Source organism: Streptomyces sp. RKAG293, from assembly GCF_023701745.1.
Taxonomy (GTDB): domain Bacteria; phylum Actinomycetota; class Actinomycetes; order Streptomycetales; family Streptomycetaceae; genus Actinacidiphila.
Genome location: NZ_JAJOZB010000001.1, coordinates 1860429 through 1885664, shown reverse-complemented (window position 1 = coordinate 1885664; position 25236 = coordinate 1860429). Strand labels below are relative to the sequence as shown.

Annotated in this window: 21 protein-coding genes; 16 read left to right on the top strand and 5 right to left on the bottom strand. The window is 73.5% G+C overall.

Going from position 1 to position 25236, the window contains the following annotated elements; translation table 11 throughout:
* Positions 1–112 precede the first annotated feature (112 nt).
* Complete coding sequence (locus LNW72_RS08180; protein ID WP_374117175.1) at positions 113–1366, bottom strand: MFS transporter; 1254 nt, start codon at positions 1364–1366, stop codon at positions 113–115.
* 17 nt (positions 1367–1383) lie between these two features.
* On the opposite strand from LNW72_RS08180, the gene LNW72_RS08175 reads away from it, so the two are divergent.
* Together LNW72_RS08175 and LNW72_RS08170 are read left to right on the top strand one after the other, a co-directional pair.
* Positions 1384–2607: an ROK family protein gene (locus LNW72_RS08175; protein ID WP_250974792.1), complete on the top strand. Its 1224-nt coding sequence runs from the start codon at positions 1384–1386 to the stop codon at positions 2605–2607.
* A gap of 414 nt (positions 2608–3021) precedes the next feature.
* Complete coding sequence (locus LNW72_RS08170) at positions 3022–4659, top strand: DUF2142 domain-containing protein (protein WP_250974791.1); 1638 nt, start codon at positions 3022–3024, stop codon at positions 4657–4659.
* 52 nt (positions 4660–4711) lie between these two features.
* On the opposite strand, the gene LNW72_RS08165 is transcribed toward LNW72_RS08170, so the two are convergent.
* Positions 4712–5611 (bottom strand): DUF2797 domain-containing protein, encoded by a 900-nt coding sequence (locus LNW72_RS08165; RefSeq protein WP_250974790.1) that lies wholly within the window; start codon positions 5609–5611, stop codon positions 4712–4714.
* Positions 5612–5670: 59 nt separating this feature from the next.
* Here LNW72_RS08165 and LNW72_RS08160 point away from each other — a divergent pair, with 59 nt between their 5' ends.
* The 4 genes from LNW72_RS08160 to LNW72_RS08145 all read left to right on the top strand — a co-directional run bounded on the left by LNW72_RS08160 (position 5671) and on the right by LNW72_RS08145 (position 9876).
* On the top strand, positions 5671–6051 hold the full coding sequence (locus LNW72_RS08160; RefSeq protein ID WP_250974789.1) for a PPOX class F420-dependent oxidoreductase: 381 nt from the start codon (positions 5671–5673) through the stop codon (positions 6049–6051).
* A 152-nt stretch (positions 6052–6203) separates the two neighbouring features.
* Positions 6204–6536: an SHOCT domain-containing protein gene (locus LNW72_RS08155; RefSeq protein WP_250974788.1), complete on the top strand. Its 333-nt coding sequence runs from the start codon at positions 6204–6206 to the stop codon at positions 6534–6536.
* Entirely contained in the window at positions 6533–7315 is a 783-nt protein-coding gene (locus tag LNW72_RS08150) for an ABC transporter ATP-binding protein (protein WP_250974787.1), read from the top strand. Before LNW72_RS08155 ends, LNW72_RS08150 begins: the two co-directional genes overlap by 4 nt.
* Entirely contained in the window at positions 7312–9876 is a 2565-nt protein-coding gene (locus tag LNW72_RS08145) for an ABC transporter permease (protein ID WP_250974786.1), read from the top strand. The genes LNW72_RS08150 and LNW72_RS08145 overlap by 4 nt, the downstream gene beginning before the upstream one ends.
* A gap of 147 nt (positions 9877–10023) precedes the next feature.
* Here LNW72_RS08145 and LNW72_RS08140 read toward each other — a convergent pair whose 3' ends face one another.
* On the bottom strand, positions 10024–10479 hold the full coding sequence (locus LNW72_RS08140) for an ATP-binding protein (RefSeq protein ID WP_203673227.1): 456 nt from the start codon (positions 10477–10479) through the stop codon (positions 10024–10026).
* A 410-nt stretch (positions 10480–10889) separates the two neighbouring features.
* Here LNW72_RS08140 and LNW72_RS08135 point away from each other — a divergent pair, with 410 nt between their 5' ends.
* Positions 10890–12023, top strand: a complete 1134-nt coding sequence (locus tag LNW72_RS08135; RefSeq protein ID WP_308401908.1) for a PLP-dependent cysteine synthase family protein — start codon at positions 10890–10892, stop codon at positions 12021–12023.
* Between the two features lie 51 nt (positions 12024–12074).
* Here the strand turns inward: LNW72_RS08135 and LNW72_RS08130 are convergent, their stop codons facing one another.
* Positions 12075–13412 (bottom strand): PLP-dependent aminotransferase family protein, encoded by a 1338-nt coding sequence (locus LNW72_RS08130; RefSeq protein WP_250980055.1) that lies wholly within the window; start codon positions 13410–13412, stop codon positions 12075–12077.
* Between the two features lie 168 nt (positions 13413–13580).
* Between LNW72_RS08130 and LNW72_RS08125 the strand changes: the two genes are divergently transcribed.
* From LNW72_RS08125 to LNW72_RS08110, 4 genes are all read left to right on the top strand, one after another.
* Positions 13581–14393: an alpha/beta fold hydrolase gene (locus LNW72_RS08125; protein WP_250974785.1), complete on the top strand. Its 813-nt coding sequence runs from the start codon at positions 13581–13583 to the stop codon at positions 14391–14393.
* 52 nt (positions 14394–14445) lie between these two features.
* On the top strand, positions 14446–15204 hold the full coding sequence (locus LNW72_RS08120) for a molybdopterin-dependent oxidoreductase (RefSeq protein ID WP_250974784.1): 759 nt from the start codon (positions 14446–14448) through the stop codon (positions 15202–15204).
* Entirely contained in the window at positions 15188–15841 is a 654-nt protein-coding gene (locus tag LNW72_RS08115) for a cytochrome b/b6 domain-containing protein (protein ID WP_250974783.1), read from the top strand. Before LNW72_RS08120 ends, LNW72_RS08115 begins: the two co-directional genes overlap by 17 nt.
* A 161-nt stretch (positions 15842–16002) precedes the next feature.
* Entirely contained in the window at positions 16003–17433 is a 1431-nt protein-coding gene (locus LNW72_RS08110; protein ID WP_250974782.1) for a hypothetical protein, read from the top strand.
* Between the two features lie 10 nt (positions 17434–17443).
* Here LNW72_RS08110 and LNW72_RS08105 read toward each other — a convergent pair whose 3' ends face one another.
* Positions 17444–18496 carry a LacI family DNA-binding transcriptional regulator gene (locus tag LNW72_RS08105; protein ID WP_250974781.1) on the bottom strand — a complete coding sequence of 351 codons (1053 nt, stop codon included), beginning with the start codon at positions 18494–18496 and terminating at the stop codon, positions 17444–17446.
* 222 nt (positions 18497–18718) lie between these two features.
* On the opposite strand from LNW72_RS08105, the gene LNW72_RS08100 reads away from it, so the two are divergent.
* The 5 genes from LNW72_RS08100 to LNW72_RS08080 are packed head-to-tail and all read left to right on the top strand — an operon-like array spanning position 18719 to position 25234.
* On the top strand, positions 18719–20059 hold the full coding sequence (locus LNW72_RS08100) for a sugar ABC transporter substrate-binding protein (protein WP_250974780.1): 1341 nt from the start codon (positions 18719–18721) through the stop codon (positions 20057–20059).
* A gap of 15 nt (positions 20060–20074) precedes the next feature.
* The gene (locus LNW72_RS08095) at positions 20075–20950 is read left to right on the top strand and encodes a carbohydrate ABC transporter permease (protein WP_250974779.1); all 876 of its coding nucleotides are present in this window, start codon (positions 20075–20077) and stop codon (positions 20948–20950) included.
* Position 20951: 1 nt separating this feature from the next.
* Positions 20952–21785 carry a carbohydrate ABC transporter permease gene (locus LNW72_RS08090; protein WP_250974778.1) on the top strand — a complete coding sequence of 278 codons (834 nt, stop codon included), beginning with the start codon at positions 20952–20954 and terminating at the stop codon, positions 21783–21785.
* 42 nt (positions 21786–21827) lie between these two features.
* Positions 21828–23081, top strand: a complete 1254-nt coding sequence (locus LNW72_RS08085) for a glycosyl hydrolase (protein WP_250974777.1) — start codon at positions 21828–21830, stop codon at positions 23079–23081.
* An 11-nt stretch (positions 23082–23092) separates the two neighbouring features.
* Positions 23093–25234 (top strand): endo-beta-N-acetylglucosaminidase, encoded by a 2142-nt coding sequence (locus tag LNW72_RS08080; protein WP_374117174.1) that lies wholly within the window; start codon positions 23093–23095, stop codon positions 25232–25234.
* Positions 25235–25236: the final 2 nt, after the last annotated feature.

The following is a 25236-nucleotide window of genomic DNA, read 5'->3' as shown; positions in this document are numbered from 1 at the left end:
TGGCACGGCCGTACGGCACCGGCCTGGCAGGTCCGGGCGGCACCGCGCCGACCCGCGCCGGAGCCGGAGCGGCCCGGACCGCACGCCCGACACAGGTACCAGCTCCGGGCCGTCAGGGGCTCGTACGGGCGCCCAGGTTCCGTACGGCGTAGGCGATGGCGGACGCGGTCGCGGCCAGCAGCGCCACCGTGGTCAGCGCGGTCGGCAGTCCGAAGGCGTCGGCCAGGAAGCCGATGGAGGGCGGGCCGAGGAGCATCCCGCCGTAGCCGAGGGTGGAGGCCGCCGCGACGCCGCTGGGTCCGGCGAGTTCGCCCGCGCGGGCGATGGCGACCGGGAACAGATTGGCCAGGCCGAGACCGGTCACGGCGAAGCCGGTGAGGGCGAGCCAGACGGACGGGGCGAGCGCGCCGAGCAGCATGCCCGCAGCGGCGGTCAGCCCGCCGAGCACCAGCGCCCGGGTCTGGCCGAGGCGTTCCAGCAGCGCCGTCCCGGACAGCCGCCCGAGCGCCATCGCGCTCGCGACGGCAGCGTAGCCGGCCGCGGCGATGCCCTGGCCGCCGCCGAGGTCCTGCTGGATGTGCAGCGGCCCCCACTCCGCGAGCGCTCCCTCGCCGTAGGCGGTGCACAGCGCGATCAGGCCGAAGACGGCCACCAGCAGGCCGGTCCGCTGCACGGTCGGCGCGGCGCCGGCCGTCCCCTCGGCGGCCGGTCCCGCGGATCCGCCGCGGCCCGGCCGGTCGTCCGCCGGCGGGGTGATCCGCTGCGTCAGGAGCGTCCGGCCGGCGACGGCGGCGACCAGCAGACCGACCGGGGTGAGCAGCAGCAGATGGGTGGTGGGCGACAGATGCGGGGCCAGCAGTCCGCCGAGGGCGGCGCCGAGCAGCCCGCCGAGGCTGTACGCGGCATGGAATCCGGACATCACCGGACGGCGCAGCGCCGCCACCAGGTCGACGGCGGCGCTGTTGATGGCGACGTTCATCCCGCCGTAGGCCGCGCCGAACGCCAGCAGCACCAGGCCGAGGGCGAGCGCCGAATGGGTGAGCGGTGGCAGTGCGATGCTCAGGGACATCAGCACGCCGGTCACGACCGTGATCCGGCGGCTGCCGAAGCGGCGGCAGAGCCCGCCGGTCAGCACCATCGTGGCCACGGCGCCCGCCGAGACACCGAGCAGGGCGAGGCCCAGCTCGCTGGCGGAGGCGCCCACTTGCGCCTTGATGGCCGGAATGCGGACCACCCAGCCCGCGAAGATGAAGCCGTCGAGGGCGAAGAACGTGGTGAGGGCGACGCGCAGCTGGGTGAGAGAGGGGTCGGTCGGGGGGCGGCGGGAGGCCGTAAGGGCCATCCCTATTTTGTTTAGCGTCGGCACAAAGTCAGAATAGGGGGGTGACCCAGATTCGGACAAGGCTCGAGCGGGGCCGGAGCGCACTCGGCCCGGCGCTCGCACTCGTGCACACCGGCCGCGCGCCGACCCGCGCCCTGCTCACCTCGGAACTCGGCGTGACCCGCGCCACGGCGGGCGCGGTCGCCGCGGAACTGGAGGCACTGGGCTTCATCCGGGTGGACACCCGGCCGGGCGGCGCCTCCGGGGCGCAGGGCAGGCCCTCGCACGGACTGGACCTCGACCCCGCGGGACCGGTGGTCCTCGCCGCCCAGGTGCACTCCGACGGCTTCCGCGCGGCGCTGGTCGGGCTCGGCGGGCGGATCGTCGCCACCGCTCCCGGCTGTATGACGGTGCCCGCCGATCCGGCGCACGTCCTGGGCGCCGTCGTCGAAGCCGGCGCGGAGCTGCTGCGGGCCTCCGGGCGTACCTGCCTGGGCGCGGGGCTGGCCGTACCGTCCGCCGTCGCGGAGCCCGAGGGCACCGCCCTGAACCCGCTGCACGTCGCCTGGCCCGCCGGTTCCCCGGTGCGCCAGGTCTTCGCCGAGCAGCTCGCCCGGGCCGGCATCACCGGGCCCGGCGGCGCCCCGCTGGCCTCCTTCCTGGGCAACGACGTCAACGTCGCCGCCCTCGCCGAGCACCGGCACGGCGCCGGGCGCGGGGCCGGCCAGCTGCTGGTCGTCGCCACCGGCCACCGCGGTGTCGGCGGAGCACTCGTGCTCGGCGGGCGGCTGCACACCGGGAGTTCGGGTCTCGCCCTCGAGGTCGGCCATCTGACCGTCAATCCGGCGGGCCGGCCCTGCCACTGCGGCAGCCGCGGCTGCCTCGACGTCGAGGTCGACCCGCTCGCCTTCCTCGAAGCGGCCGGACGCCCGCCGGGACCGGCGGTCTCCCTCCTCGAGCAGGCCCGCGACCTGCTCCGGGACGAGTACGACGACCCCGCCGTCCGCGCCGCCGCGCACACCCTCATCGACCGGCTCGGCCTCGGGCTCGCCGGCCTCGTCAACGTCCTCAACCCCGACCGCATCCTCCTCGGCGGGCTGCACCGCCACCTCCTGGACGCCGACCCGGAGCGGCTGCGCGCGGTCGTCGCCGACCGCAGCCTGTGGGGGCGCAGCGGCAGCGTGCCGCTGCTCGCCTGCGCCCTGGACCACAACAGCCTGGTCGGCGCCGCTGAGCTGGCCTGGCAGCCGGTGCTCGACGACCCCCTGACGGCGCTCGGCGGCTGAGCCACGGCGGACCCTCGAGGCGGGCCCGGCACCGGGCCCGCCGCCGATGAGCGACAACCCGCGAAACGGTGACCCGGCGCTGAACAGTGTGGGGCGGGCGAGGGAATTCCCGACACCGCCCCACCGTCCGGGCGGGCCCCGCGACCGCCTCGCCAGGCCGCTCCGCGGACGCCCGCGGCACCGCACCGACCCGCCGAAATCCCCGTGTGAGCAGGGAGTATCCCCTGCTGCAGGATGCCGTCGAGGAGCGCTTCCTGGGGTCGCGGGGGTGCCGGACGAGCGGAACCCTGCCGTCAGGTCGCGCGTATATGGTGCGCCTCAATCGACGGCGCGGCTGTCAGCGGGGCGCGGTCGTCAGCGGCGCGCCCCGCGCGGTGCCGGCGGTGTCGGCGGCGGAAGAAGTGGAGCCCTACGGTGGCCGGTTGGCTGCGGAAGCGGGTGTCGGCGTGGGCCGCCGCCCGTACGGTCTGGACGCTGGCCTTCGCCACGTTCGTGACGCTCATGACCGCGTGGTCGCTGGCCACACCCATCACCGCGCCTCCGGACGAGGCCGCCCACATGGTCAAGGCCGCCGCCGTCGTACGCGGCGAGTTCGGCGGCGAGCAGCGGGTCATCGAGGCGCACCACGTCGGGGTCGACGTCGAGGTCGGGTTCACGGCGGTGCGCGTGCCCGCCGGATACCGCGACCTGGACGTCACCGACGGCGTCTACCGGTGTTTCCGCAACGACGACAAGCTCTCCGTCGCCTGCCGCGGCACCGTCGCCCCCTCCGGCGACACCGCGACGGTCATCACCAGCGCCGGCACCTACGGCCCCGGCTACTACCTGCTGGTCGGCTGGCCGAGCCTGCTGCTCACCGGCGAGGCGGGCCTGTACGCGATGCGGCTGCTGAGCGCGCTGCTGTGCGCCGCGCTGCTGGCGAGCGCCGTGGTGACGGTCCTGGAGGGCGCGGCCAAGGGGTACAGCGGACGCGTCGCGCTGATCGGCGTGCTGACCGCCGCCACTCCGACGGCCGTCTACCTGGGTGGCGTCGTCAACCCCAACGGACCGGAGGTCACGGCGGCCGTACTGGCCTGGGCCGTGGTCGTCCGGCTGGTGACCGACGAGGACGGCCTGCCGCAGCTGCGCCGACGGATGGTGCGGCTCGGCGCCGCCTGCGTCCTGCTCGCGTCCATGCGGGCGCTGGGCCCGCTGTGGATCGCGCTGGTGCTGGCCGGAGGCCTGATCCTGGCGCGCCCGGGACGGCTGCGGCAGCTGGCGCGGCTGCGCCCGGTGTGGGTGTGCCTGGGGGTGGCGGCCGCCGCGGGGCTGGCCGCCGTCGCCTGGACGATGACGGCCGACACGCTCGCGCTGCCCACCCAGACCCTGGAGCAGTACACACCGCTGACCTCCGCCCTCAAGGCGGTCTTCGACCTGCTCCCGAACTACCTGCACCAAATGGTGGCGATCTTCGGTTCGTTGAACGTCGCGGCTCCCGAACTCACCTACGTGCTGTGGTGGGTGATGGCCGGCTGCCTCGTGATGCTCGCCCTGGCGACGGGACGGGCGCGCGAGATCCTCGTCCTGGCCGCGCTGATGGCGGGCACCGCCTTCGGTCCGCTGGTGTTGATGGCCCCCCAGGCCGCCCACCTGGGACTCATCTGGCAGGGCCGCTATCTGCTGGCCGTCGCCGTGGGGATCCCGGTACTGGCGGCAGTGGTCGCCGGCCGGCGCTGGAGCGACCTCCCCGAACAGCTGCGGACCCGGCTGCCCCTGCTGCTGATCGGCTGCTGGGCACTGGCCCAGGGCGGCGCGTTCGTCTGGGCCGCGCTGCGCTACGCGTTCGGCCGGGCGCACCAGTTCTCCGGCGGCTCCCTGCAGTGGCAGCCGCCCGTCGTGGGCTGGTCCGCCGCGCTCGTCCTGCTGGCACTGTCCGGCTTCCTGCTGGTGCTGCTGGCGATCAGGGCGGGGCGGCCGATGGCCGGGAACCCGGCCGGGACCGCGCTGCGCGCGTCCACCGAGCCGCCGTTGGAGAGCCAGGCCGTCAGGGAGCAGGAGCCCAGCCGCGGCTGACCCGGACGGCCCCGGGATCCGCGAGTTCCGGACGGGAGTTCGGAACGGGAGTTCAGAAGAGCGGCTCCGGAACGTCCTCCGGCCGGGGTACGGGAGCGGTGGGGGCCGTCGAGCGCGGTCCGGGGGCGGGCGTGGTGAGCGGCCAGCCCGAGACGAGACGGGAGTCGAGCAGCAGCCCGCCGTCCGGCGTGTCGAGGTACAGATCGCTCCCGGCCGCCGCCCGCACGGTGCCGGTGACCGACGTCCCCGGCGCCAGCGCGGTGATCCGGGCCGCCGGCCGCGGCGGCTCCGGCCACAGCCCGAACAGCGCCGCATGGTCGACCAGGGCGTACGGCAGCCGGTCCAGGGTGTCCGGCAGTCCGGTCACCGACTCGTACAGGGCGTGGAGTTCGGCGGCCCGTTCGGCGGCGGGCGGCAGCGCCCACCGCGCCGCCCGCTTGGCGCCGGCCGTCACGCGGTCGGGAATGCCCAGTGCGGCGCCGAGCGAGGCCTCCGTACGCCGGGCGGCCATCAGCGGACCGCGTCCGAGGAAGCTGAAACAGACCGCCGCCTGCTCCACCAGCCGGACCGCGCCGCGCTCGGCCGCGGTGATGCCGACCTTGGTCAGACCGGGACCGAACCAGGCCAGGTACACCGAGTACGGCCGGGGGTCGTCGGCCATGGTGTCGGCGGCGACGGACGAGAGCCGGTCCAGCGCCGCGCAGTCGTCGCACAGGTCCCGGCGGGCCGTCGGGCCCAGCTCCGCGGCGCGCGGGCACACGAGGTGCCGGCCGGCCCGCCGTACGCCCGTACAGCGCCGCACCGCGTCCTGGCCCACGGCCAGGGCGAGCGGGCCGCCGACGGGGACCGGGCTGCTCCGCTCGCCGTACCGGGGGTGCGACCACTGCCAGCACGGCTCCCAGGAGCCCGGGCCGCCCTTCCACCGCAGTCCGGTGCATCGCCACGTCTCCATCACTCCGATGGTAGGCGGCGCGTGGTGGTCCCCGTCCTCGCGGAGTACTCTCCGGTCCCATGGTGACCGACGAGCTCGCCCGCAGCCCCTACATCAGCCTGACCACGTACCGCCGCAGCGGCGACGCGGTGTCCACCCCGGTGTGGTCGGTCCGGGACGGCGACGAGCTGCTCGTCTGGACCAAGAACGACACCGGCAAGGTCAAGCGGATCCGCAACAGCGGCCGGGTGACCGTCGCCCCGTGCGACGCCCGGGGCAGGATCGCCGCCGGAGCGCCGACCGCCGAGGGCACCGCGCGGCTGCTGGACGCGGCGCAGCTCGACCGGGTCCGCAAGGCCATGGCGGGCAAGTACGGCCTGCGATTCAGGGTCCTGGACGTGGGCGGCGCGCTGCTCCGGCGCGGCAAGCGACCGCAGGTGGGGATCGCCGTCACCTTCTGACCGGCCGCCGGACGTAGCCGCGGCCGGCGTTCGTACTCCCCACGTGGTACGCGGAGTGCCGCTGGCCGTACGACGACCCGGCGGCCGTTCCGGACCAGGCTCGGTGGTGCCGGGATGCATCGCATCCCACCATCACCGAGGAGACGATTCCGATGAACGTCATGGCATGGAACGACGGCGGGCCCGGCCCCTGGATCCTGTTCTTCCCGCTCGTCTGGGCGCTCGTCGTGGTCGGCATCGTCCTGGTGCTGCGCCGCACCGTGTGGCGCGGCCGGGGCTGCGGCCGCGGCCCGTGGCAGGGGCGGGCCGTGAACGGCGAGCACGCTCCGGTGGCGCTGCTCGGCCGCCGCTACGCCGCGGGCGAGATCGACGAGGACGAGTACCGCAGCCGGCTCGCCGTACTGAACGAGCAGCACGGACCGTACGAACAGCACGGGCCGCGCGGGAAGTCCGACCGGTCCGGCACCGAGGACGGTTCCCGATGACCACCCTCACCCCTGTCGGCACCTCCGCCGCCCGCGTCATGGACGCTTTCAAGGTCTACGGCGCGGGGGACGCCGAGGTCCGGGCGCTGGACGGTGTCACCGTCGGGTTCCCGGCGGCCCGCTTCACCGCGATCATGGGCCCGTCCGGCTCCGGAAAGTCCACCCTGATGCACTGCGCCGCCGGTCTGGACACCCTCAGTTCCGGCTCCGCGTTCATCGGCAGCACGGACCTGGGCACACTCGGGGACCGGGATCTGACGCTGCTCCGCCGCGAGCGGATCGGCTTCGTCTTCCAGTCGTTCAACCTGGTGGGGACGCTGACCGTCGCCGAGAACATCACGCTGCCCCTCGACCTGGCGGGCGCCCGGCCCGACACCGGCTGGGTGGACGCGCTCATCGACGTCGTCGGTCTCGGCGACCGGCTGCTGCACCGCCCGAGCGAGCTGTCCGGCGGCCAGCAGCAGCGGGTGGCGGTGGCCCGCGCGCTGGCCGGCCGCCCGGACGTGGTCTTCGCCGACGAGCCGACCGGCAACCTCGACTCGCGCTCCGGCGCCGAGGTGCTGAACCTGCTGGGGCGCGCGGTCCACGAGATGGGCCGCACCGTCGTCATGGTCACCCACGACCCGGTCGCCGCCGCCCACGCCGACGAGGTCGTGTTCCTCGCCGACGGACGGCTGGTGGACCGGATGACGGACCCCACCGCCGAGAAGGTGCTCGACCGGATGAAGGCCTTCGACGGCCTCACCGGTGCGGGCGCGGACAGGGGGACGGGGTCATGAGCGGCGCCCGCGCCGCACTGCGGATCAGCCGCGCCTCGCTGCGCGCCCACAAGCGGCGCTTCGCCGGCACCTTCCTGGCGGTCTTCCTCGGTGTGTCGTTCCTGACCGGCACGATGGTCATGGGCGACACCCTCAAGGCCAGCTTCGACACCCTGTTCACCGACGCCAACCGGGGTACGGACGCGGTCGTCCGCAGCTCCGACGTCATCACCGTGCCCGGCGGCGGCCAGGGCACCCGCGAGCCCGTCGACACCGCGCTCGTCCAGCGGATCGTGGCGGTGCCGGGAGTGGCCGCGGCCGCCCCGAACATCACGGGCGCCGGCCAGCTCGTCGGCTCCGACGGCAAGGCCGTCGGCGGGAAGGGCCCGCCCACCCTCGCCGGCAACTGGATCGAGGACCCGAAGCTCAACCCGTACACCCTCACCGAGGGCCGGGCCCCGAAGGCGCCCGGCGAGGCCGTGATCAACCGGGGCGCGGCCAAGTCCGGCAAGCTGCGGATCGGTGACACGACGGTGCTGCGCACGCCCGATCCGGTCCGGGTGACGATCGTCGGCGTGGCCGCCTTCGGCGGCGAGGACGGCATGGGGCAGACCACGTTCACCGGCCTCACCCGGGCCGACGCGGAGCGCTACCTGACCCCGAAGCCGGGCCTGGCGTCGACCATCCAGGTGCGCGCGGGGCCGGGCGTCGGCCAGCGGGAGCTCGCCGACCGGCTCGCGCGCGTGCTGCCGGCGAACGTCGAGGCGATCACCGGGCAGCAGGCCACGGACGAGAGCCTCACCATGATCTCCGGCACGTTCCTGAAGATCTTCACCTCGCTGCTGCTGGTCTTCGCGGGCATCGCCCTGCTGGTGGCGACCTTCAGCATCCACAACACCTTCGCGATCGTGGTGGCCCAGCGGACCCGGGAGAACGCCCTGTTGCGGGCGCTGGGCGCGTCCCGCCGCCAAGTACTCGGCTCGACGCTCGTCGAGTCCGCGGTCGTCGCCGTCGTCGCCTCGGTCGCCGGGCTGCTCGGCGGCATCGGCGTCGCGGCCGGACTCCAGGCGCTGTTCCCGGTGGTCGGCTTCCCGTTCCCCGACGGCGGCCTGGTGATCGGCGCGACCGCCCTGGTCCTGCCGTTCCTGGTCGGGCTGGTGGTGTGCACCGGATCGGCGCTGCTGCCCGCCGTACGGGCCGGGCGCACCGCGCCGCTGGCCGCGCTGCGGGAGACCGCCGTGGACACCTCGGGCGCCTCGCGGAAGCGGGCCGTGCTGGGCGCGCTCGCCGCGGTGACGGGCATCGCCCTGACCGTGACCGGCGCGGCGGGTACACCCGACGTCTGGCTCACCGGCGGCGGCTCGGTACTCACCCTGGCCGCGTTCGTGATCCTCGGACCGGTCGCGTCCTCGTACGCGGTACGGCTGCTGGGCGCCCCGCTGGCCCGGCTGCGCGGGGTCACCGGCGGACTGGCCCGGCGCAACGCGCTGCGCAGCCCGAAGCGCACGGCCGCCACCGCGACCGCGCTGATGATCGGGGTGGCGGTCGTCTCCCTGTTCACGGTCTTCGGCGCCTCGCTCAAGGCCACCATGGACCAGACGGTCTCACGGTCGTTCGCGGGTGATGTCGCGATCAGCGCCCCGGTGTTCGGGGCGGGCGGCAGCGGACTCAGCCCGAAGCTGGCCCCCGCCGTCGGCGGGCTGCCGCAGGTGCGGACCGCGGTCGGGCTCGGCCGGGGCGTCGCGAAGGTCGACGGCGGCGGACGCACCCTGACCGTCACGGACCCGGCGGCGCTCGCCACCGTCCTCGACCTCGGCACGGTCGACGGTTCGCTCACCGGCCTCGGTGCCGACGGCATCGCGGTCGCCAGGGACGAGGCGGACCGGCACGGCTGGAGGACCGGCAGCACGGCCTCGCTGGTCTTCACCGACGGGAAGCGGCTGCCGTTCACCGTGGCGGCGGTCTACGAACGGGCGGATCTGGCGGGCGACTACGTCATCACCCGCGAGGCCTGGGCCCCGCACCGGGTGCAGGACTCCGACACCCTCGTCGCGGTCGCCTTCAAGGACGGGGTGTCCACGGGCGACGGCAAGGGAGCGGTCGAGAAGGTGGCGGCGGCGTACGGCAGTCCCACGGTGCAGACCCGCGCCGAGTACGCCAAGTCCTCGGCGTCGGCCATCGACATGATGCTGACGCTGGTCTACGCACTGCTGGCGCTCGCGGTGCTCATCGCGCTGCTGGGCATCGCCAACACCCTCACCCTGGCGGTGCACGAGCGGACCAGGGAACTGGGGCTGCTGCGCGCGGTCGGCCAGACCCGGTCGCAGCTGCGGGCGATGGTGCGCTGGGAGTCGGTGCTGGTCGCCGCGTTCGGCACCGTCGGCGGTCTCGGCCTCGGCGCGTTCCTCGGCTGGGCGCTGGTGAAGGCCACCGACAGCTCGGGGACCAGCGCCTTCGCGGTGCCGCCGGCCCAGCTCACGGTGGTGCTGCTGGTCGGCCTGGTCGCGGGGGTCCTCGCGGGATGGCGTCCGGCCCGCCGGGCGGCGCGGCTGGACGTCCTGCGGGCCATCGCCACGGAATGAGCCGCGAGGGCGTCCGGGGGGAAGGGATCCGACGGGCGGCAGGCCGGCACCGAACGGGCCCGGTCCGGGCATGCTCCCGGACCGGGCACGGCCCCGGCCGCCGCGTCCCGCACGGGGGGACACAGCGGCCGGGGCCGTCGGGGGAGGTCAGGCCGCGGCTGCGACGGCGGGGACCCGCCGGGCTGCCGGGCGCCTGCGCGGCGCCGGTGCCGGAGCCTCGACGTGCAGGCTGAACCAGACCACCTTGCCGCCGTCCGGTACCGGATCGGCTCCCCAACTGTCGCTGAGCGCCGCCACCATGGCGAGCCCGCGGCCGCCGGTGGCGAGCGGCTCGGGGGAGCTGACCTGGGGCAGCTGGGGATCGCTGTCCAGGACGGATACGGTCAGCCGGCCCGAGACGAGGGTCAGTTGGACCGAACAGTGCTTGTCGGACCCGGCGTGCCGGTAGACGTTCGCCAGCAGTTCGGTGATACCCAGCAGGGCGGTGTCGAGCAGCGGGTCGAGATGCCAGTAACGCAGCTGCGCTGCAACGATTCGGCGTATCTGCTGGATGCGGGACGGCAGTGCTTCGAGTTCCAGCGTGCACTGTCGGTCGGCTTGCATGATCACGGCTGCGACTCCCTCCGCGGCGAGGGCCGGCCGCCGTGTGGAAGCCGTGTCCTGAACCGCTCGGAATGAGAACACCTGAGCGAAAATGCGTAGAGTGACTGCTGCAGTACTCCGTGATGTGACTTCAGGGTCACCCCCCGTGGCGGGATCCGCAACCCGCATGGTGCCGCGCGCCTCCCGCAAGGCCCTCCGACCCGTCGTCCGTCGGCCAGAACTCCGGCTCCGACGGCCCGGGCGGAGGTCGGTCCGGTCGCCCGGAGAAAGGCACGACAGGGGGCGTTCGAGCGGGTCCAGCGGCGAAGGACGACCGGTCGCCCGGTGCGCGACAGGGGGCGGATCAGGTCGTTATGATCCGAAATGGCCCGGCGTGCCGCCGGGGACCGGCACGAGCGGAGGCTGGCGCGGTGGGCACGATCGAGCAGACGGACGACAGCGGCTGTACGCGCACGGTGGACGTGGACCGGACGGACCACGGGTACCGGGAGTGGCTCAAGGAGGCGGTCCGCAAGGTCCAGGCGGACTCCAACCGTTCGGCCGACACCCATCTGCTGCGCTTCCCGCTGCCCCTGGAATGGGGCATCGACCTGTATCTGAAGGACGAGTCGACGCATCCGACGGGTTCCCTCAAGCACCGGCTGGCCCGTTCGCTCTTCCTGTACGGGCTGTGCAATGGCTGGATCCGGCCGGGCAAACCGGTGATCGAGGCGTCCAGCGGTTCGACGGCGGTCTCCGAGGCGTACTTCGCGAGGCTCATCGGGGTCCCGTTCATCGCGGTGATCCCGCGCACGACGAGTCAGGAGAAGCAGCGGCTGATCGAATTCCACGGCGGGCAGTGCCACTTGGTGGACGATCCGCACACCGTGTACGCCGTGTCCGCCCGGCTCGCCGCCGACTCGGGCGGCCACTACATGGACCAGTTCACCTACGCCGAGCGGGCCACCGACTGGCGCGGCAACAACAACATCGCCGAGTCGGTGTTCGAGCAGCTGAAGCTGGAGCGGTATCCCGAGCCGGCCTGGATCGTCGCCACCGCGGGGACCGGCGGCACCTCCGCCACCATCGCCCGCTACGTCCACTACACCCAGCGCGACACCCGGATCTGTGTCCCCGACCCGGAGAACTCCTGCTTCTTCGACGGCTGGGTCACCGGCGACCAGGGCGTGACCAGCGACGCCTCCTCCCGTATCGAGGGCATCGGACGGCCGCGCATGGAGCCGAGCTTCGTGCCGGGCGCCATCGACCGGATGATGAAGGTGCCGGACGCGGCGTCGGTCGCGGCGGTGCGGGCGCTGGACGGCGCGATCGGCCGCAAGGCCGGCGGCTCGACGGGGACCGGACTGTGGAGCGCCTTCAAGATCATCGCGGAGATGGTCGCGGCCGGGGAGACCGGCAGCGTCGTCACCCTGATCTGCGACCCCGGCGACCGCTACCTCGACAAGTACTACTCCGACGCCTGGGTCGCCGAGCAGCACCTGGACATCGCCCCGTACACGTCCGCCATCGAGCACTTCCTCGCCACCGGCGCCTGGCCGAGCTGAGCCCCCGGCCCTCCGGACGGTCCCTCCCGGCGATCCCTCCGAGCGGGCGGGTCAGCCGACCATCGCGTCGTCCGGGGAGCCGGCGGCGATCGCCGCGAGAGTGCCGAGCGCCGTGCAGAGCGTGCCGGGCGGCGGCGAGGCGAGCGCGACCCGGACCGCGTTCGGCGCGCTGTGCGGACCCACGGCGAACGCCGCGGCGGGGGTGACCGCGATACCGCGCCGGGCCGCCGCGGCCACGAACGTCTCGGCGCGCCAGGGCTCGGGCAGGTCCCACCAGACGAAGTAGCAGGACGGTGCGGTGCGTACCGCGAAGCCCGCGAGCCGCCGGCCCGCGATCTCCTGGCGCAGCGTCACGTCCTCGCGTTTGGCGCGCCCGACGGACGACACCGTGCCGTCCGTCATCCAGCCGGTCGCCGCGTCGAGCGCGAAGCCGGCCGAGGTCCAGGCGCCGGCGCGCAGCGCGGTCGCGATCCGGTCGGTGAGGTGCGGGGGTGTCATGGCGAAACCGACGGTGAGGCCCGGTGCGAGCCGTTTGGACAGGCTGTCGACGACCACGGTGTGCTCCGGGGCCCAGGCGGCCAGCGGGGGCGGGCCGTCGGACAGGAAGGCCCAGATGGTGTCCTCCACCGCGTGCACGCCGGTGCGCCGCAGCACGTCGGCGAGTTCGGCGCGGCGGCGCTCCGGCATCGTCGTCGCCAGCGGATTGTGCAGCGTCGGCTGGAGGTAGACGGCGGCCAGCGGGGCGCTGCGATGGGCGGCCAGCAGGGCGTCGGGCAGCAGTCCTTCCTCGTCCTGGGCGAGCGGGACGAGGGTGACGCCGAGCCGGGCGGCGATGGCCTTCACCACCGGATAGGTGAACGCTTCCACTCCGAGCCGGCCGCCGGTGGGCACCAGCGCGGAGACGGCGGCGGCGATGGCCTGCCGGCCGTTGCCGGCGAAGAGCACCCGCGCCGGATCCGGTGCCCAGCCGGCCCCGGTGAGCAGCGCGGCGGCCGCCGCGCGCGCCGGGGGAGTGCCGGCCGGGCCCACCGGCCGCAGGGCGTCCGCCAGGACGTCGGTCCGCAGCAGCCGGCCGAGCCCCTCGCCCAGCAGGGCGGTCTGCCCCGCCACCACCGGGTAGTTCAGCTCCAGGTCGACCGGCGCGGCGGCCGGCTCGGCCAGCGCGGGCCCCGGCGTCCGGGGGGCGGCCCGGACGAACGTGCCGCGCCCGACCTCGCCGACCACCAGACCGCGCCGGGCCAGTTCGCGGTAGACCCGGTTCGCCGTCGAGTTCGCGATGCCGTGCCGGCGGGCGAACGCGCGCTGCGTGGCGAGCCGGTCGCCCGGCCGCAGCCGGCCCGCACCGATGTCCGCCGCGACCGCGTCGGCGACCGCCCGGTAGTCCTCCATCACGTGCTCCGTCCCGTCCTCATATTGCACCGAGAACAAGATAAACATTGCACTCTCCCCTTGGCCAGTCCTAGCATCGGGCGGGGGACCGGCCAGTGAGACGGTACGGGCACCGGACGCGACGGACGACGCGGCCGGACGACGGAGAAAGCACAGGTGGGCAGCGCGATGACGGCGGCAACGGCACAGGTCGGCGGCATCACCGTCGGATACGAGGACGCGGGTTCGGGCGACCCGCTGGTCCTGGTCCACGGCCATCCCTTCGACCGCTCGATGTGGGCGCCCCAGGTCGGTGCATTCGCCGCCGGGGGCCGCCGGGTCATCGCCCCCGACCTGCGCGGCTACGGCGCCACCACCGTCGTCCCCGGCACGACCCCGCTGGAGACCTTCGCCCGCGACATCGCGGCCCTGCTCGACCACCTCGGCCTGGACCGGGTCGTCATCGGCGGTCTGTCGATGGGCGGCCAGATCGTCATGGAATTCTGCCGGCTCTTCCCCGACCGGGTCCGCGGCCTGCTGCTCGCCGACACCTTCCCGGCGGCCGAGACCGAGGACGGCAAGCGGGTACGGCGTGCCATGGCGGAACGGCTGGTGCGCGAGGGGCTGAAGGGGTACACCGACGAGGTGCTGTCGAAGATGGTCGCGCCCTACAACATCGAGGCGCTGCCCGCCGTCGCCGACCAGGTGCGCGGCATGATGTACGGCGCTCCGCCCGAGGGGGCGGCTGCGGCCCTGCGGGGGCGCGCCGAACGACCCGACTACGGGGACCTGCTGGGCAGGATCACCGTGCCCGCCCTGATCGTGGTCGGCCGGGACGACGAGTACACCCCGGTCGCCGACGCGGAGGCCATGCACCGGCGGATCGCCGGATCCGAGCTGGTGATCATCGAAGGCGCCGCCCATCTGCCGAATCTCGAACGCCCGGACGAATTCAACGCGGCGTTGGGCCGTTTCCTGGCCCGAGTTATGACGAAAGCCTGACGTCGGGGCGCCGCCCCTGGCCAGCGGCCCTCCCACGTGCTCGAATCGACCTATGGAAGAACCCCGCGTGGACGACGCCCCCGACGACCCGGGGGACGAGAACGAACGGCGCGGTGCGCCGGTCGGGCGGCGCGTCGTGCTGGGAATGCTGGGGCTGGGCGCCGCGGGGGTCGCGCTGGGCAGCCATGTGCAGGACCGTCTCGACGCGGTGCTCGCCGAGGTGAGCGCCAAGGACCCCACCGGGGTGACGGGACTGCTGCCCGGCGGCGGGGGATTCCGCTACTACTCGGTCACCTCGTCGGTGCCCAAGCGCAACGCCGAGAACTACCGGCTCACCGTCGGCGGGCTCGTCGACCGCCCCATGACCTACCGGCTCGCCGACCTGCAGGCCATGCCGCAGCAGCGGCTGGTGCACGACGTGCAGTGCGTGACCGGCTGGCGGGTGCCGAAGACCGCCTTCTCCGGTGTGCGGCTCTCCGCGCTGCTGGCCGCCTCTGGGGTGCGGCCGGAGGCGACCGCCATCCGGTTCGACTGCTTCGACGGCGCCTACACCGAGAGCCTCACGCTGCAGCAGGCCCGCCGCGGCGACGTCATGGTGGCGCTGACGATGCAGGACAAGCCGGTCACCCACGCCCACGGCGGCCCGGTCCGGCTCTACGCGGCGCCCATGTACTTCTACAAGTCCGCGAAATGGCTCTCGGGGATCACCCTCACCAAGAGCGTCGAACCCGGTTACTGGGAGAAGCTCGGCTACGACGTCGACGCCTGGGTCGGAAAGTCGAACGGACGGTCCGATGACCCCACTTCCTGACGGCCTGACCGCCCCGACCGCGCCGCGGCAGCCGGCACGGCGGCTGCGCCGCTTCAGCCGCGCCGAACGCTGGGTGCACCGCGGCACCGCCTGGCTGATGGGCATCTGCGTCTTCACCGCAGCCTGCCTCTATCTGCCCCCGCTCTCCGAACTCGTCGGCAGACGGCGGCTGGTGGTGACCGTGCACGAGTGGTCCGGGCTGCTGCTCCCGGCGCCGCTGCTCGCGGGGATCTTCTTCCGCGCGCTGCGGGCCGATCTGAGCCGGCTCAACCGCTTCGGCCGGCACGACTGGCACTGGCTGCGCACCGTACTGCGCAAGCGCAGCAAGGACGGAGTGCCCGCGGGCAAGTTCAACGCGGGCCAGAAGCTCTACTCGGCCTTCATCGCGGGCGCGGTGCTGGTGATGATCGGCACCGGGCTGCTGATGTGGTTCACCCACCTCGCCCCGGTGCTCTGGCGGACCGGCGCCACCTTCGTCCACGACTGGCTGGCCCTGCTGCTCGCCGCCGGCATCACCGGACACGTCTGGATGGCCAGCAAGGATCCCGAGGCGCGGCTCGGCATGCGGACCGGGAGTGTGGCCTCCTGGTGGGCGCGGCGCGAACACTCGCTGTGGAAGCCGGACGACAAGGACTGACGGGACCGACCGGGCTGAAGGGGCGGACGGGGCGGACGGCCGGGCTTGCCGCCGACCGCCCGCGCGGAGGGGCGCCCTCCGTTCCCATCTGTTACGGGCCGGTCACCTGGAGTCCGCCGGTGGGACACCCTCCTTTCCGGGTGCGCGCCTAGCGTCGCGATATGACGACCTCTCAGGCGCCGCCGGTCCAGCGGGTGTCCGCGACCGAGGCGCCGCGGGCCGCGCCGGCCGGCGGACCGGCCGCGCCGCCCACCCTGCCGCCGCGCGCCCGGCGCTCCCCGGCGCGGCGTCCGCGGCTGCCGCTCACCGGTCCCGTACGGCTCGTCGTGTCGGCCGTGATCGCCGTGGCCGCGCTCACCGCGCTCTGCGCGGCCGCCGTACTCGGCGCGGCCGACGTCCGGGGCGACGCCTCCGACCTGCGCACGGCCGTCACCCAGCGGGCGGCCGTCGCCGCCGAACTGCGGTTCGCGCTCGCCGACCTCGACGCCCAGCGGGCCAACTCCCTGGTGCCGGGCCACTCGGCGCTCCAGCCGGACGTGGAGGTCGGCAACCGGCTGCTCGCACTGATCACCGCGCAACAGCGCCGCACCGAGGTCAGCGGACTGCTGCGACAACTCGGCGCCGACCCCGCCCAGGGCGACCGGGTCCGCTCCCTGCTCGACGCGCTCGGCCGCTACGACGACGCCAGCGCCCGCTCGTCCTACGTGGACGAGACCCAGCCCGACCGCCCGGCGGGAACGCCGCCGCACGCCGCCGTCGCCCTGTCCTCCGAGGCCGCGGACGTGCTGCGCAACGAGCTGCTGCCGGTCGCGGCGGAGCTGTCGGAGACCTACGCCCAGCAGGCCGCGCACCTGGAGTCGGAGACGCGGGACAGCGCGAACTGGTCGGCGGGGCTCGTCGGGGTGCTCGGTGTCCTCACCCTCGGCTTCCTCCTGTGGTGGCAGCGGGACCTCGCCCGCCGCTACCGGCGGGTCCTCAACCCGGCACTGGTCGCCGCCACGGTCGCCGCGCTGGTCGTCACCCTGGCCGGCGCGCTCTCCTTCACCTCGGCGGCGTCCGAGGTCGGCGCCGCGGGCCGGGAGGGACTGCGACCCTGGTCCCGGCTGGCCGAGGCCCGCGCGGTGGCCGCCGACGCCGCCGCCACCCAGAGCCGCTGGCTGGTCCACGACACCGACTCCGCCGGCTACCAGCGCGAGCGGTTCGACACGCTCACCCGCCGGCTCGACGTTCTCCTCGCGCCCGAGTCGTACGCCACGACCGCGGAGCGCCCCGCCTACCAGGACGTCCTCACCCGCTACGGCCACTTCCGCGCCGACGACCGGAAGCTGCGCGACCTGCGCGCCGCGGGACGGCTCGACGAGGCGGTCACCGTGCTCACCGAAGTCGGCCGCGGCCAGGTCGCCTTCGACTTCTGGGACTTCGCCACCGCGCTGGACGCGCTCGCGGACCAGCAGCGGTCCGACTTCGACCTGCACGCCGGCCGCGCCCGCTCGGCCCTCGCCGGCTGGCCGGCGGTCCCCGCGGGCGCGCTGGCCGCGGCGGCGGTCCTGGTCCTGCTGGGCGTCCGCCCCCGGCTCGCCGAGTACCGCTGACCAAGGGAAGTCAGCTACCGGGCGGCGCCGTGCTCGCGCGGGCCATGAGGCGCGGCAGGTCGTCCTGGACCTCGCGGGCGGGGTTCCCGTCGAGGAGGCTGAGCAACTGCTCGGCGGCATGGCGGCCGAAGCTGCTGGTGTCGCGGACGAGCGCGGTCAGTGCGGGGTGCGCGCTGCGGCAGAGCACGGAGTCGTCCCAGGCCACGAGGGACAGATCGCCGGGGACCGCGAGGCCGAGCTCGTTGGCGACGGCGAGACCGGCCATGGCCAGGACGTCGTTGTCGTAGACGATCGCGGTCGGCGGCCGGGGCCGGGCGAGGGCCCGGCGGGTGGCTTCGGCGCCCTCGGTGTCCGAGTAGTCGGTGCTGATGGAGTGGACGTCGGGCAGCCCGCGGCGGGTGGCCTCGGCGCGCAGCGACCGGACCCGGCGCTGGGTGTGCGCGAGGTGCGGCAGGCCGGCGATGTGCAGGATCCTGCGGTGCCCCAGCCCGTACAGATGGTCGACGATCGAGGCCATGGCGCCCGCGTCGTCCGCCCACACGGTGGAGATGCCGGAGTGCGCGGGGGTGCCCGGGGCGAGCGCGCCGATCACGACGGCGGGCAGGCCGAGTTCGTCGAGCAGCGCCGGCCGGGGGTCGTCGAGCCGGGGGTCGACGACGAGCAGCCCGTCGACCCGGCGTTCGGCCCACCAGCGGCGGTAGATCGCGCACTCCTCGCCGAGATCCTCGACGACCTGGAAGAGCAGCCCGAGGTGACGCCGCGCCAGCACTTCCTGGATGCCCGAGACGAGTTGCAGGAAGAACGACTCGACGCCGAGCGTATGCGCCGGCCTGGCCAGCACCAGGCCGACGGTGGCGGCGCCCTCGCCGGACAGCGCGCGGGCGGCGGTGCTGGGGCGCCAGCCCAGCTGTTCCGCGACCCGGCGGACCCGGTCGCGGGTGGCGGGGGAGACGCCGGGCCGGTCGTTGAGCGCGAAGGACACGGCGCTCTCCGAGACACCCGCGCGCTGCGCGATGTCCTTCATCGTCGGTCGGCGGGCCGGAGTGCGGCGCACGGGATCCATGGCTGGATTATGTCCTACTCCCGGGGCCGGAGAGCGACCGGGTACTAATGCGCTTGAGCTGACATGTACTAAAGCGCATTAGTTTTGCGGATAGAACTGCTCCCACCTGCACATATGTGGGATGGCGTGAATTCATCTCCGGTTAACCATTGACGTTGCTCACGACGCGGGTGCAGCCTTACGTCGCCCCCCTCCTGGCCCGAGCGAAGGAGCTTGTCAGCCATGTCCGTATCCAGTGGAAGAACCCGTGGAGAGCGCGGCCCCCGCCGCGGCGCCACCCGTAGAACAGCCGTTGTCGTCGTCCCCCTGCTGCTGTCCGCGCTGACGCTGACCGCCTGCGGCTCCGGCGGCGACGACACCGGCAGCAGTGCCGACGGCAAGATCGAGGGCGACATCAGCTTCCAGACCTGGAACCTGCGGGCGAACTACAAGGACTACTTCGAGGGCCTGGCCAAGGACTTCGAGAAGCAGAACCCCGGCGTCCAGGTGAAGTGGCTCGACCAGCCCGCCGAGAACTACGCGGACAAGCTCAGCGCGGACGCGGCCGGCGGCACCCTTCCCGACGTCGTCAACGTCTCGCCCGACCTGTCGTACCCGCTGGCCAAAGCCGGCGTGATCATGAGCCTGGACAAGGAGCCCGCCGCCGCCAAGTTCAAGGGCGACTACACGCCCGAGGCGTGGAAGGGCAATGAACTGCCGGGCCTGGAGGGCTCGTACGCCTTCCCCTGGTACCTCAACACCGGCCCGCTCTTCTACAACAAGACGCTGTTCCAGCAGGCCGGCCTCGACCCGGCCAAGCCGCCGAAGACCTACGACGAGCTCTTCGCGGACGCCAACACCATCGCGGTGAAGTCCGGCGGGAAGACCGCCACCCTCGCGGGCACCCCGTCCATCGAGGACTTCGGCCGCTACGGCGTCCCGCTGATGAACGCCGACGCGACCAAGTTCACGTACAACGACGCCAAGGGCGCCGAGCTGCTCACCAAGTACCTGGAGCTGTTCAAGAACGGCGGCCTGGACTCCCAGGCGCTGACCAGCGGCCCCGACGCCGTCGGCCAGAAGTTCCTGCAGCAGAAGGTCGCGATGAACCCGGGCAGCGCGCACGACCTGGGCACCTTCAAGCAGAACGCGCCCGACCTGTACAAGAACCTCGGCATCACCGACGCGCCCAACAACACCGGGCACCCCAACATGTACGTGATGGGCATGGCGGTGAACAGCAAGAGCAAGCACAAGGCCGCGGCCATCGCCTTCGCGCACTTCATCACCGACAAGCAGAACCAGGAGTCGTTCGCGCACAAGGTCGCGATCTTCCCGAGCACCGCCGGCTCGCTGGACCAGCCGTACTGGACCCAGGACGACGGCACGGACGAGGGCCGGGTCCGGGTGGCCTCCGCGCGGCTGCTCAAGGGCGCGGTGAACTACACGCCGGTCGTGATGACCGACGAGATGAAGACCATCCTCAAGAACGAGGTGGCGAAGGCGCTGCAGGGCAAGAAGTCGCCGCAGCAGGCTCTGGACGACGCGGTCAGCCAGAGCGACAAGCTGCTCAAGCAGAGCTGAGCGGGCGGACCCGATATGAGTGCACGGACCCACCGGGCCGCCAGCCCCTGGCTGTTCCTGCTGCCCGGCCTGGTGATCATCGCCGCGTTCAGCCTCTACCCGTTCATCAGCACCGTCGGCACGGCCTTCACCGACGCCCGCACCCTGACCCCCGGCCACTGGGTGGGGCTGCGGAACTTCCAGGACATGCTGGACGACGAGCAGTTCTGGACCGGGCTGCGCAACAGCACGCTGTATGTGCTGCTCGTGGTGCCGTGCACCGTGCTGCTGCCGCTCCTGCTGGCCCTGCTCGTCCAGAAGCAGGTCCCCGGCATCGCGTTCTTCCGCTCCTCCTTCTACACCCCGGTCGTCGCGTCGGTCGTCGTGGTCGCGCTCATCTGGGTGTGGATGCTGGACGACCGCGGGCTGGTCAACGGGATCCTCGGGTACTTCGGGACCGGCCCGGTGGAGTTCCTCAGCAACCAGTGGCTGCTGCTGTTCAGCGCGATGGCGCTGACGGTGTGGAAAGGCCTCGGCTACTACATGATCATTTACTTGGCGGCGCTGGCCAACGTACCGAAGGAACTGCACGAGGCGGCCGCCGTGGACGGTGCCGGAGCGTTCCGCCGCTTCGTCAGCATCACCGTCCCGGCGGTGCGTTCCACCATGGTGCTGGTCGGCGCGCTGTCGTCGGTGGCGGCCTTCAAGGTCTTCACCGAGGTCTATCTGATGGCCGGCCCCACCGGCGGGCCGGCCGGCGAGGACACCACCATCGTCATGCTCGTCCAGCGCGTCGGCACCGGACTGTCCGGGCGCACCGGCTACGCCTCCGCGCTCTCCGTGGTGATCTTCGCGGTCACCCTGGTCCTGATGCTGCTGGTGCTGCGCGCCGACCGCAAGGACGGTGAGTGACATGGGCGGCCGTATGCCCCGCTGGCAACTCGTGCTCCGCTACGTCCTGCTGCTCGCCGTCCTGGTCGTCACCATCGGCCCGTTCCTGTGGCAGCTGAGCACCTCGCTCAAGGGCCCGACCGAGGACATGTACAGCTACCCGCCGAAGCTGCTCCCCGAGCATCCGACGCTGGACAACTACTCCGGCGTCGCGGACATCATCCCCGTCTGGGAGTACGCCCTGAACTCGCTCAAGGTCGCGGCGGCCAGCGTCGTCACCAACTGCGTGGGCTCCGCCCTGGCCGGCTACGCGCTCGCCCGGCTGCGCTTCCGCGGCCGCAAGCTCGCGACCACCGCCTTCGTCATGGCACTGCTGGTGCCGTTCGAGTCCATCTTCATCGCGCAGTTCACCACCATGCGCGATCTGCAGCTGAACAACACCCTCATCGCCGTCGTGCTGCCCGGCTGCATCGGCGCGATGAACGTGCTGCTGATGCGGAACGCGTTCAGCCACCTCCCGTACGAGATTGAGGAGGCCGCCGTCATCGACGGCGCCAACGTCTGGCAGCGCTTCGTACGGATCGCGCTGCCCTCGGTCAAGGGCACGCTGGCGGTCGTGGCGATCTTCTCGTTCATGGGCGCCTGGGACGACTTCCTCTGGCCGCTCATCGTGCTGTCCGACCCGGACAAGTACACGCTGACCGTCGGGCTGAACTTCCTGCACGGCACGTTCGCCAACAACCCCAGGCTCGTCGCGGCCGGGACCATCATCGCTGTAGCCCCGCTCATCGTCATGTTCGCCTGCCTGCAGCGGTACTTCTTCCGCGGCGTGGGCGAAGGCGCCGTCAAGGGCTGAGCCTCCGCTCCCCTTCTCCCCGCACTGAGGACACCGCACCGGATGAACGCAATGCGCTTCGGCGTCAACTACACGCCCACGCACGGCTGGTTCCACCACTGGCTCGACTTCGACCTCGACGAAGTCCGCGCCGACCTGGACTCCATCGCCGCTCTCGGCCTCGACCACATCCGGGTCTTCCCGCTCTGGCCGGTCTTCCAGCCGAACCGCACCCTGATCAGGCCGCGCGCCGTCGAGCAGCTCGTCCAGCTGGTGGACGCGGCGGCCGAGCGCGGACTCGACACCGCGGTGGACGGGCTGCAGGGTCATCTGTCCAGCTTCGACTTCATCCCCTCCTGGACCACCACCTGGCACCGCCGCAACCTTTTCACCGACCCCGACGTCATCGACGGCGAGGCCGACTACCTGCGCACCCTCGCGGCGGCGCTCGCCGGCCGGCCCGGCTTCCTGGGCATGACCATCGGCAACGAGATCAACCAGTTCTCCTCAGGACCGCACCCCGACCCCGACCGGATCACCCCCGCCCAGGCCGAGTCCTGGCTGCGGCGGGTGCTGGCCGCGTGCGAGGAGGGCGCGCCCGGCAAGTTCCATCTGCACGCGTCCTACGACGCGTCCTGGTACCAGGACGACCACCCCTTCACCCCCGGCCACTCCGCACTGCTGGGCGCGGCGACCGCCGTCCACTCCTGGGTGTTCAACGGCACCGCGCAGCGGCACGGCCGTACCGGCACCGCCACCGAGCAGCACGCCGCCTATCTGATCGAGCTGTCGAAGGCCTGGGCCACCGACCCGCACCGGCCGGTGTGGCTCCAGGAGGTGGGCGCGCCCGCCCCGCACATCCCGGCCGGGCACGCCGCCGAGTTCACCGAGGCCACCATCGCCGCGGCGCTGGACTGCCCGGACGTGTGGGGCATCACCTGGTGGTGCTCCCACGACGTGGACCGCGCGCTGGCGGACTTCCCCGAGCTGGAGTACAGCCTGGGGCTGCTCACCACCGACCGTACGGTCAAGCCGGCGGGCGCGGCCGTCGCCCGCGCCGTCGAACAGTGGCGCGGGCGCGAGCACCGCCCGGCGCCGCGCACCACCGCGCTGGTGGTGGACGCGGGCGACCGGGTGAGCGCGCCCGCCCGTTCCGTGTGCGCACCCGGCGGGGCCTTCTTCGAGGCGTGGATGCGACTGGCCGCCACCGGTGCCCGGCCCACCGCCGTACTCGCCGAACTCGCGGACGACGCCGGTCATCTGGCGGCCCGCGGCATCACCGAGGTCCTCACCGTCGATCAGGTCGACCACCCCTAGGGAGCGCACCGATGACCGAGCACCGCAGCTCTGCCGACCCCGCCACCGCCCTCCCTGCCGCGGACCGGCCCCGGCCCTCCCGCCGCCGGGTCCTGATCGCCGGAGCCGGCACCGCGGGCCTCCTCCTGGCTCCCGGCCTGCCGGCCGCGGCCGCGGCGGCCGGACCCGCCCGGGACCTGCAGCCCCACGCCTCGTACTGGTTTCCCGACAGCCTCCCCGCCGGGACACCCGGCGACGGAATCCAATGGCGCAGCCTCAAGGCGTGGACACCGGAGACCGACCCGGACCTGGCGTTCAACGCCGCGAGCGTCCCGCTCGCGGCGCGCTTCGCACCCCCGCCCGCCAACACCACGGCGCGCGCCGGCCAGGCGCGGATCTCCGGCCTGGCCGCGTTCGACCACACCGCGGGCAACCCCTCCCAGGGCTCCGCCACCGCCGACTACTACGCGCTGACGCACTGGGCGTACCTGGACGAGCTGGTGTTCTGGGGCGGCTCCTCCGGCGAGGGCCTGATCCTCGCCCCCAACGCGCCCGTGGTGGACGCCGCGCACCGCAACGGGGTGCCGGTGCTGGGCACCGTCTTCCTGCCACCGGTCGCCTACGGCGGCGATCTGCGGTGGACCCGCGACCTCGTGCAGCGCGGCGCCGACGGGCGGTTCCCGATCGCCGACCAGCTGATCCGGGTCGCGCGGGTGTACGGGTTCGACGGCTGGTTCCTCAACGCCGAGACCGGCGGCGGGGACGCGGCCCTCGCCACCGGCATGCGGGACTTCGTCCAGTACCTGCGCGCCCACGGCCGCGGCCTGCGGGTCACCTGGTACGACGCGATGACCGACACCGGAGCCGTCGACTGGCAGAACGAACTCAACCCGCGCAACCAGGAGTTCTTCACCGCCGCCGACACCCTGTTCGTCAACTTCGACTGGAGCAGGTCCGGCCTCGCCGCCTCCGGCACCCTCGCCGGGGAACTGGACCGCAGCCGCTACGCGGTGTGGGCCGGCATCGATGTCGAGTCCCGCGGCTGGGACACCCCGGTCGACTGGGACGCGATCGTCCCCGCCGACGCGCGGCATGTCACCTCGTACGGCTTCTACCGCCCCGAGTGGACCTGGACGAGCCTGCCGGCCGACCGGCGCGCGCCCGGCGACTTCCACGCCCGCGACGACCGGTTCTGGACCGGCCCCTCGCTGGATCCCTCGGCGCCGCACGGCGGCACGGGAGGCTGGCGGGCGCCCGCCGCATCCGTCGCCGATCGTTCCACGCTCACCGCGCTGCCGTTCGCGACCACCTTCAACACGGGGCACGGCCTGCGCTGGTACGAGCACGGCACACCGTCCTCCGACACCGCCTGGAACCACCTCGGCCTGCAGGACCGGCTGCCCGGCCGCCGCTGGGTGGTGCACGGCGCCGGCACCCGGCCGGGCGTGTCGTTCGACTTCGCCGACGCCTGGCGCGGCGGCAGCAGCCTGCTGGTGGACGGAGTGCTCGACGACCCGGCGACGCTGGAGCTGTACGCCGCCCGACTGCCGCTGACCGGCGGCGCCGTGGTGGAACTGACCCACCGCACCGACCCGGGCTCCGGCCCGGTCCGGGTCGACGTGGCCGTCGCCCTCGACGGTCCCGGCACGCCCGGCACGCCCGGCACGCCCGGCACGCCCGGCACGCCGCCGCGCTTCCGGTACGTCCCCGCCGGTTCCCTCCCCGCGGGCGGCCGCGGCTGGACCACGGCGACCGTACGGCTGGGACCGCCGCACGGAAACGTCCTGCACGTCCTCGGAGTCCGGCTCACCGGATCCGGCGGCACGGCGGTCCGCTGGCGGCTCGGCGGGCTCGCGGTGCGCGATGCCGCTCCGAAACCCCCCGCCCGGCCCGGTCTGCCGGCCGTCACCTCCTCCGTCACCGCCGCGGACGGTGCCTCCGCCGCCCTGCGCATCGGCTGGCGCCGCTCGGCCAGCCCGGTCCGGCACTACGAGGTGCACCAGGTGCTGCCCGGGGGCGGCCGGCGCTTCCTCGGCGGGACGCCCGGCACCGCCTACTACCTGCCCGCCCTGCGGCGTACCGCCGGTGAGGCCGTCACCCGGCTCGAAGTCCGCGCCGTCGGTGAGCTGTTCACCTCCTCCGCCCCGTCGTCCGCCGCGTTCACCTGGATCTAAGG

Excerpts from the sequence above, each read along its gene's own strand:
- LNW72_RS08165 (WP_250974790.1), bottom strand. The coding sequence starts at position 5,611 with ATGGAGACGTGGCGATGCACCGGACTGCGGTGGAAGGGCGGCCCGGGC.
- LNW72_RS08160 (WP_250974789.1), top strand. The coding sequence starts at position 5,671 with ATGGTGACCGACGAGCTCGCCCGCAGCCCCTACATCAGCCTGACCACG.
- LNW72_RS08155 (WP_250974788.1), top strand. The coding sequence starts at position 6,204 with ATGAACGTCATGGCATGGAACGACGGCGGGCCCGGCCCCTGGATCCTG.
- LNW72_RS08150 (WP_250974787.1), top strand. The coding sequence starts at position 6,533 with ATGACCACCCTCACCCCTGTCGGCACCTCCGCCGCCCGCGTCATGGAC.
- LNW72_RS08145 (WP_250974786.1), top strand. The coding sequence starts at position 7,312 with ATGAGCGGCGCCCGCGCCGCACTGCGGATCAGCCGCGCCTCGCTGCGC.
- LNW72_RS08140 (WP_203673227.1), bottom strand. The coding sequence starts at position 10,479 with ATGCAAGCCGACCGACAGTGCACGCTGGAACTCGAAGCACTGCCGTCC.
- LNW72_RS08130 (WP_250980055.1), bottom strand. The coding sequence starts at position 13,412 with ATGGAGGACTACCGGGCGGTCGCCGACGCGGTCGCGGCGGACATCGGT.
- LNW72_RS08125 (WP_250974785.1), top strand. The coding sequence starts at position 13,581 with ATGACGGCGGCAACGGCACAGGTCGGCGGCATCACCGTCGGATACGAG.
- LNW72_RS08120 (WP_250974784.1), top strand. The coding sequence starts at position 14,446 with ATGGAAGAACCCCGCGTGGACGACGCCCCCGACGACCCGGGGGACGAG.
- LNW72_RS08115 (WP_250974783.1), top strand. The coding sequence starts at position 15,188 with ATGACCCCACTTCCTGACGGCCTGACCGCCCCGACCGCGCCGCGGCAG.
- LNW72_RS08110 (WP_250974782.1), top strand. The coding sequence starts at position 16,003 with ATGACGACCTCTCAGGCGCCGCCGGTCCAGCGGGTGTCCGCGACCGAG.
- LNW72_RS08105 (WP_250974781.1), bottom strand. The coding sequence starts at position 18,496 with ATGGATCCCGTGCGCCGCACTCCGGCCCGCCGACCGACGATGAAGGAC.
- LNW72_RS08100 (WP_250974780.1), top strand. The coding sequence starts at position 18,719 with ATGTCCGTATCCAGTGGAAGAACCCGTGGAGAGCGCGGCCCCCGCCGC.
- LNW72_RS08095 (WP_250974779.1), top strand. The coding sequence starts at position 20,075 with ATGAGTGCACGGACCCACCGGGCCGCCAGCCCCTGGCTGTTCCTGCTG.
- LNW72_RS08090 (WP_250974778.1), top strand. The coding sequence starts at position 20,952 with ATGGGCGGCCGTATGCCCCGCTGGCAACTCGTGCTCCGCTACGTCCTG.
- LNW72_RS08085 (WP_250974777.1), top strand. The coding sequence starts at position 21,828 with ATGAACGCAATGCGCTTCGGCGTCAACTACACGCCCACGCACGGCTGG.
- LNW72_RS08080 (WP_374117174.1), top strand. The coding sequence starts at position 23,093 with ATGACCGAGCACCGCAGCTCTGCCGACCCCGCCACCGCCCTCCCTGCC.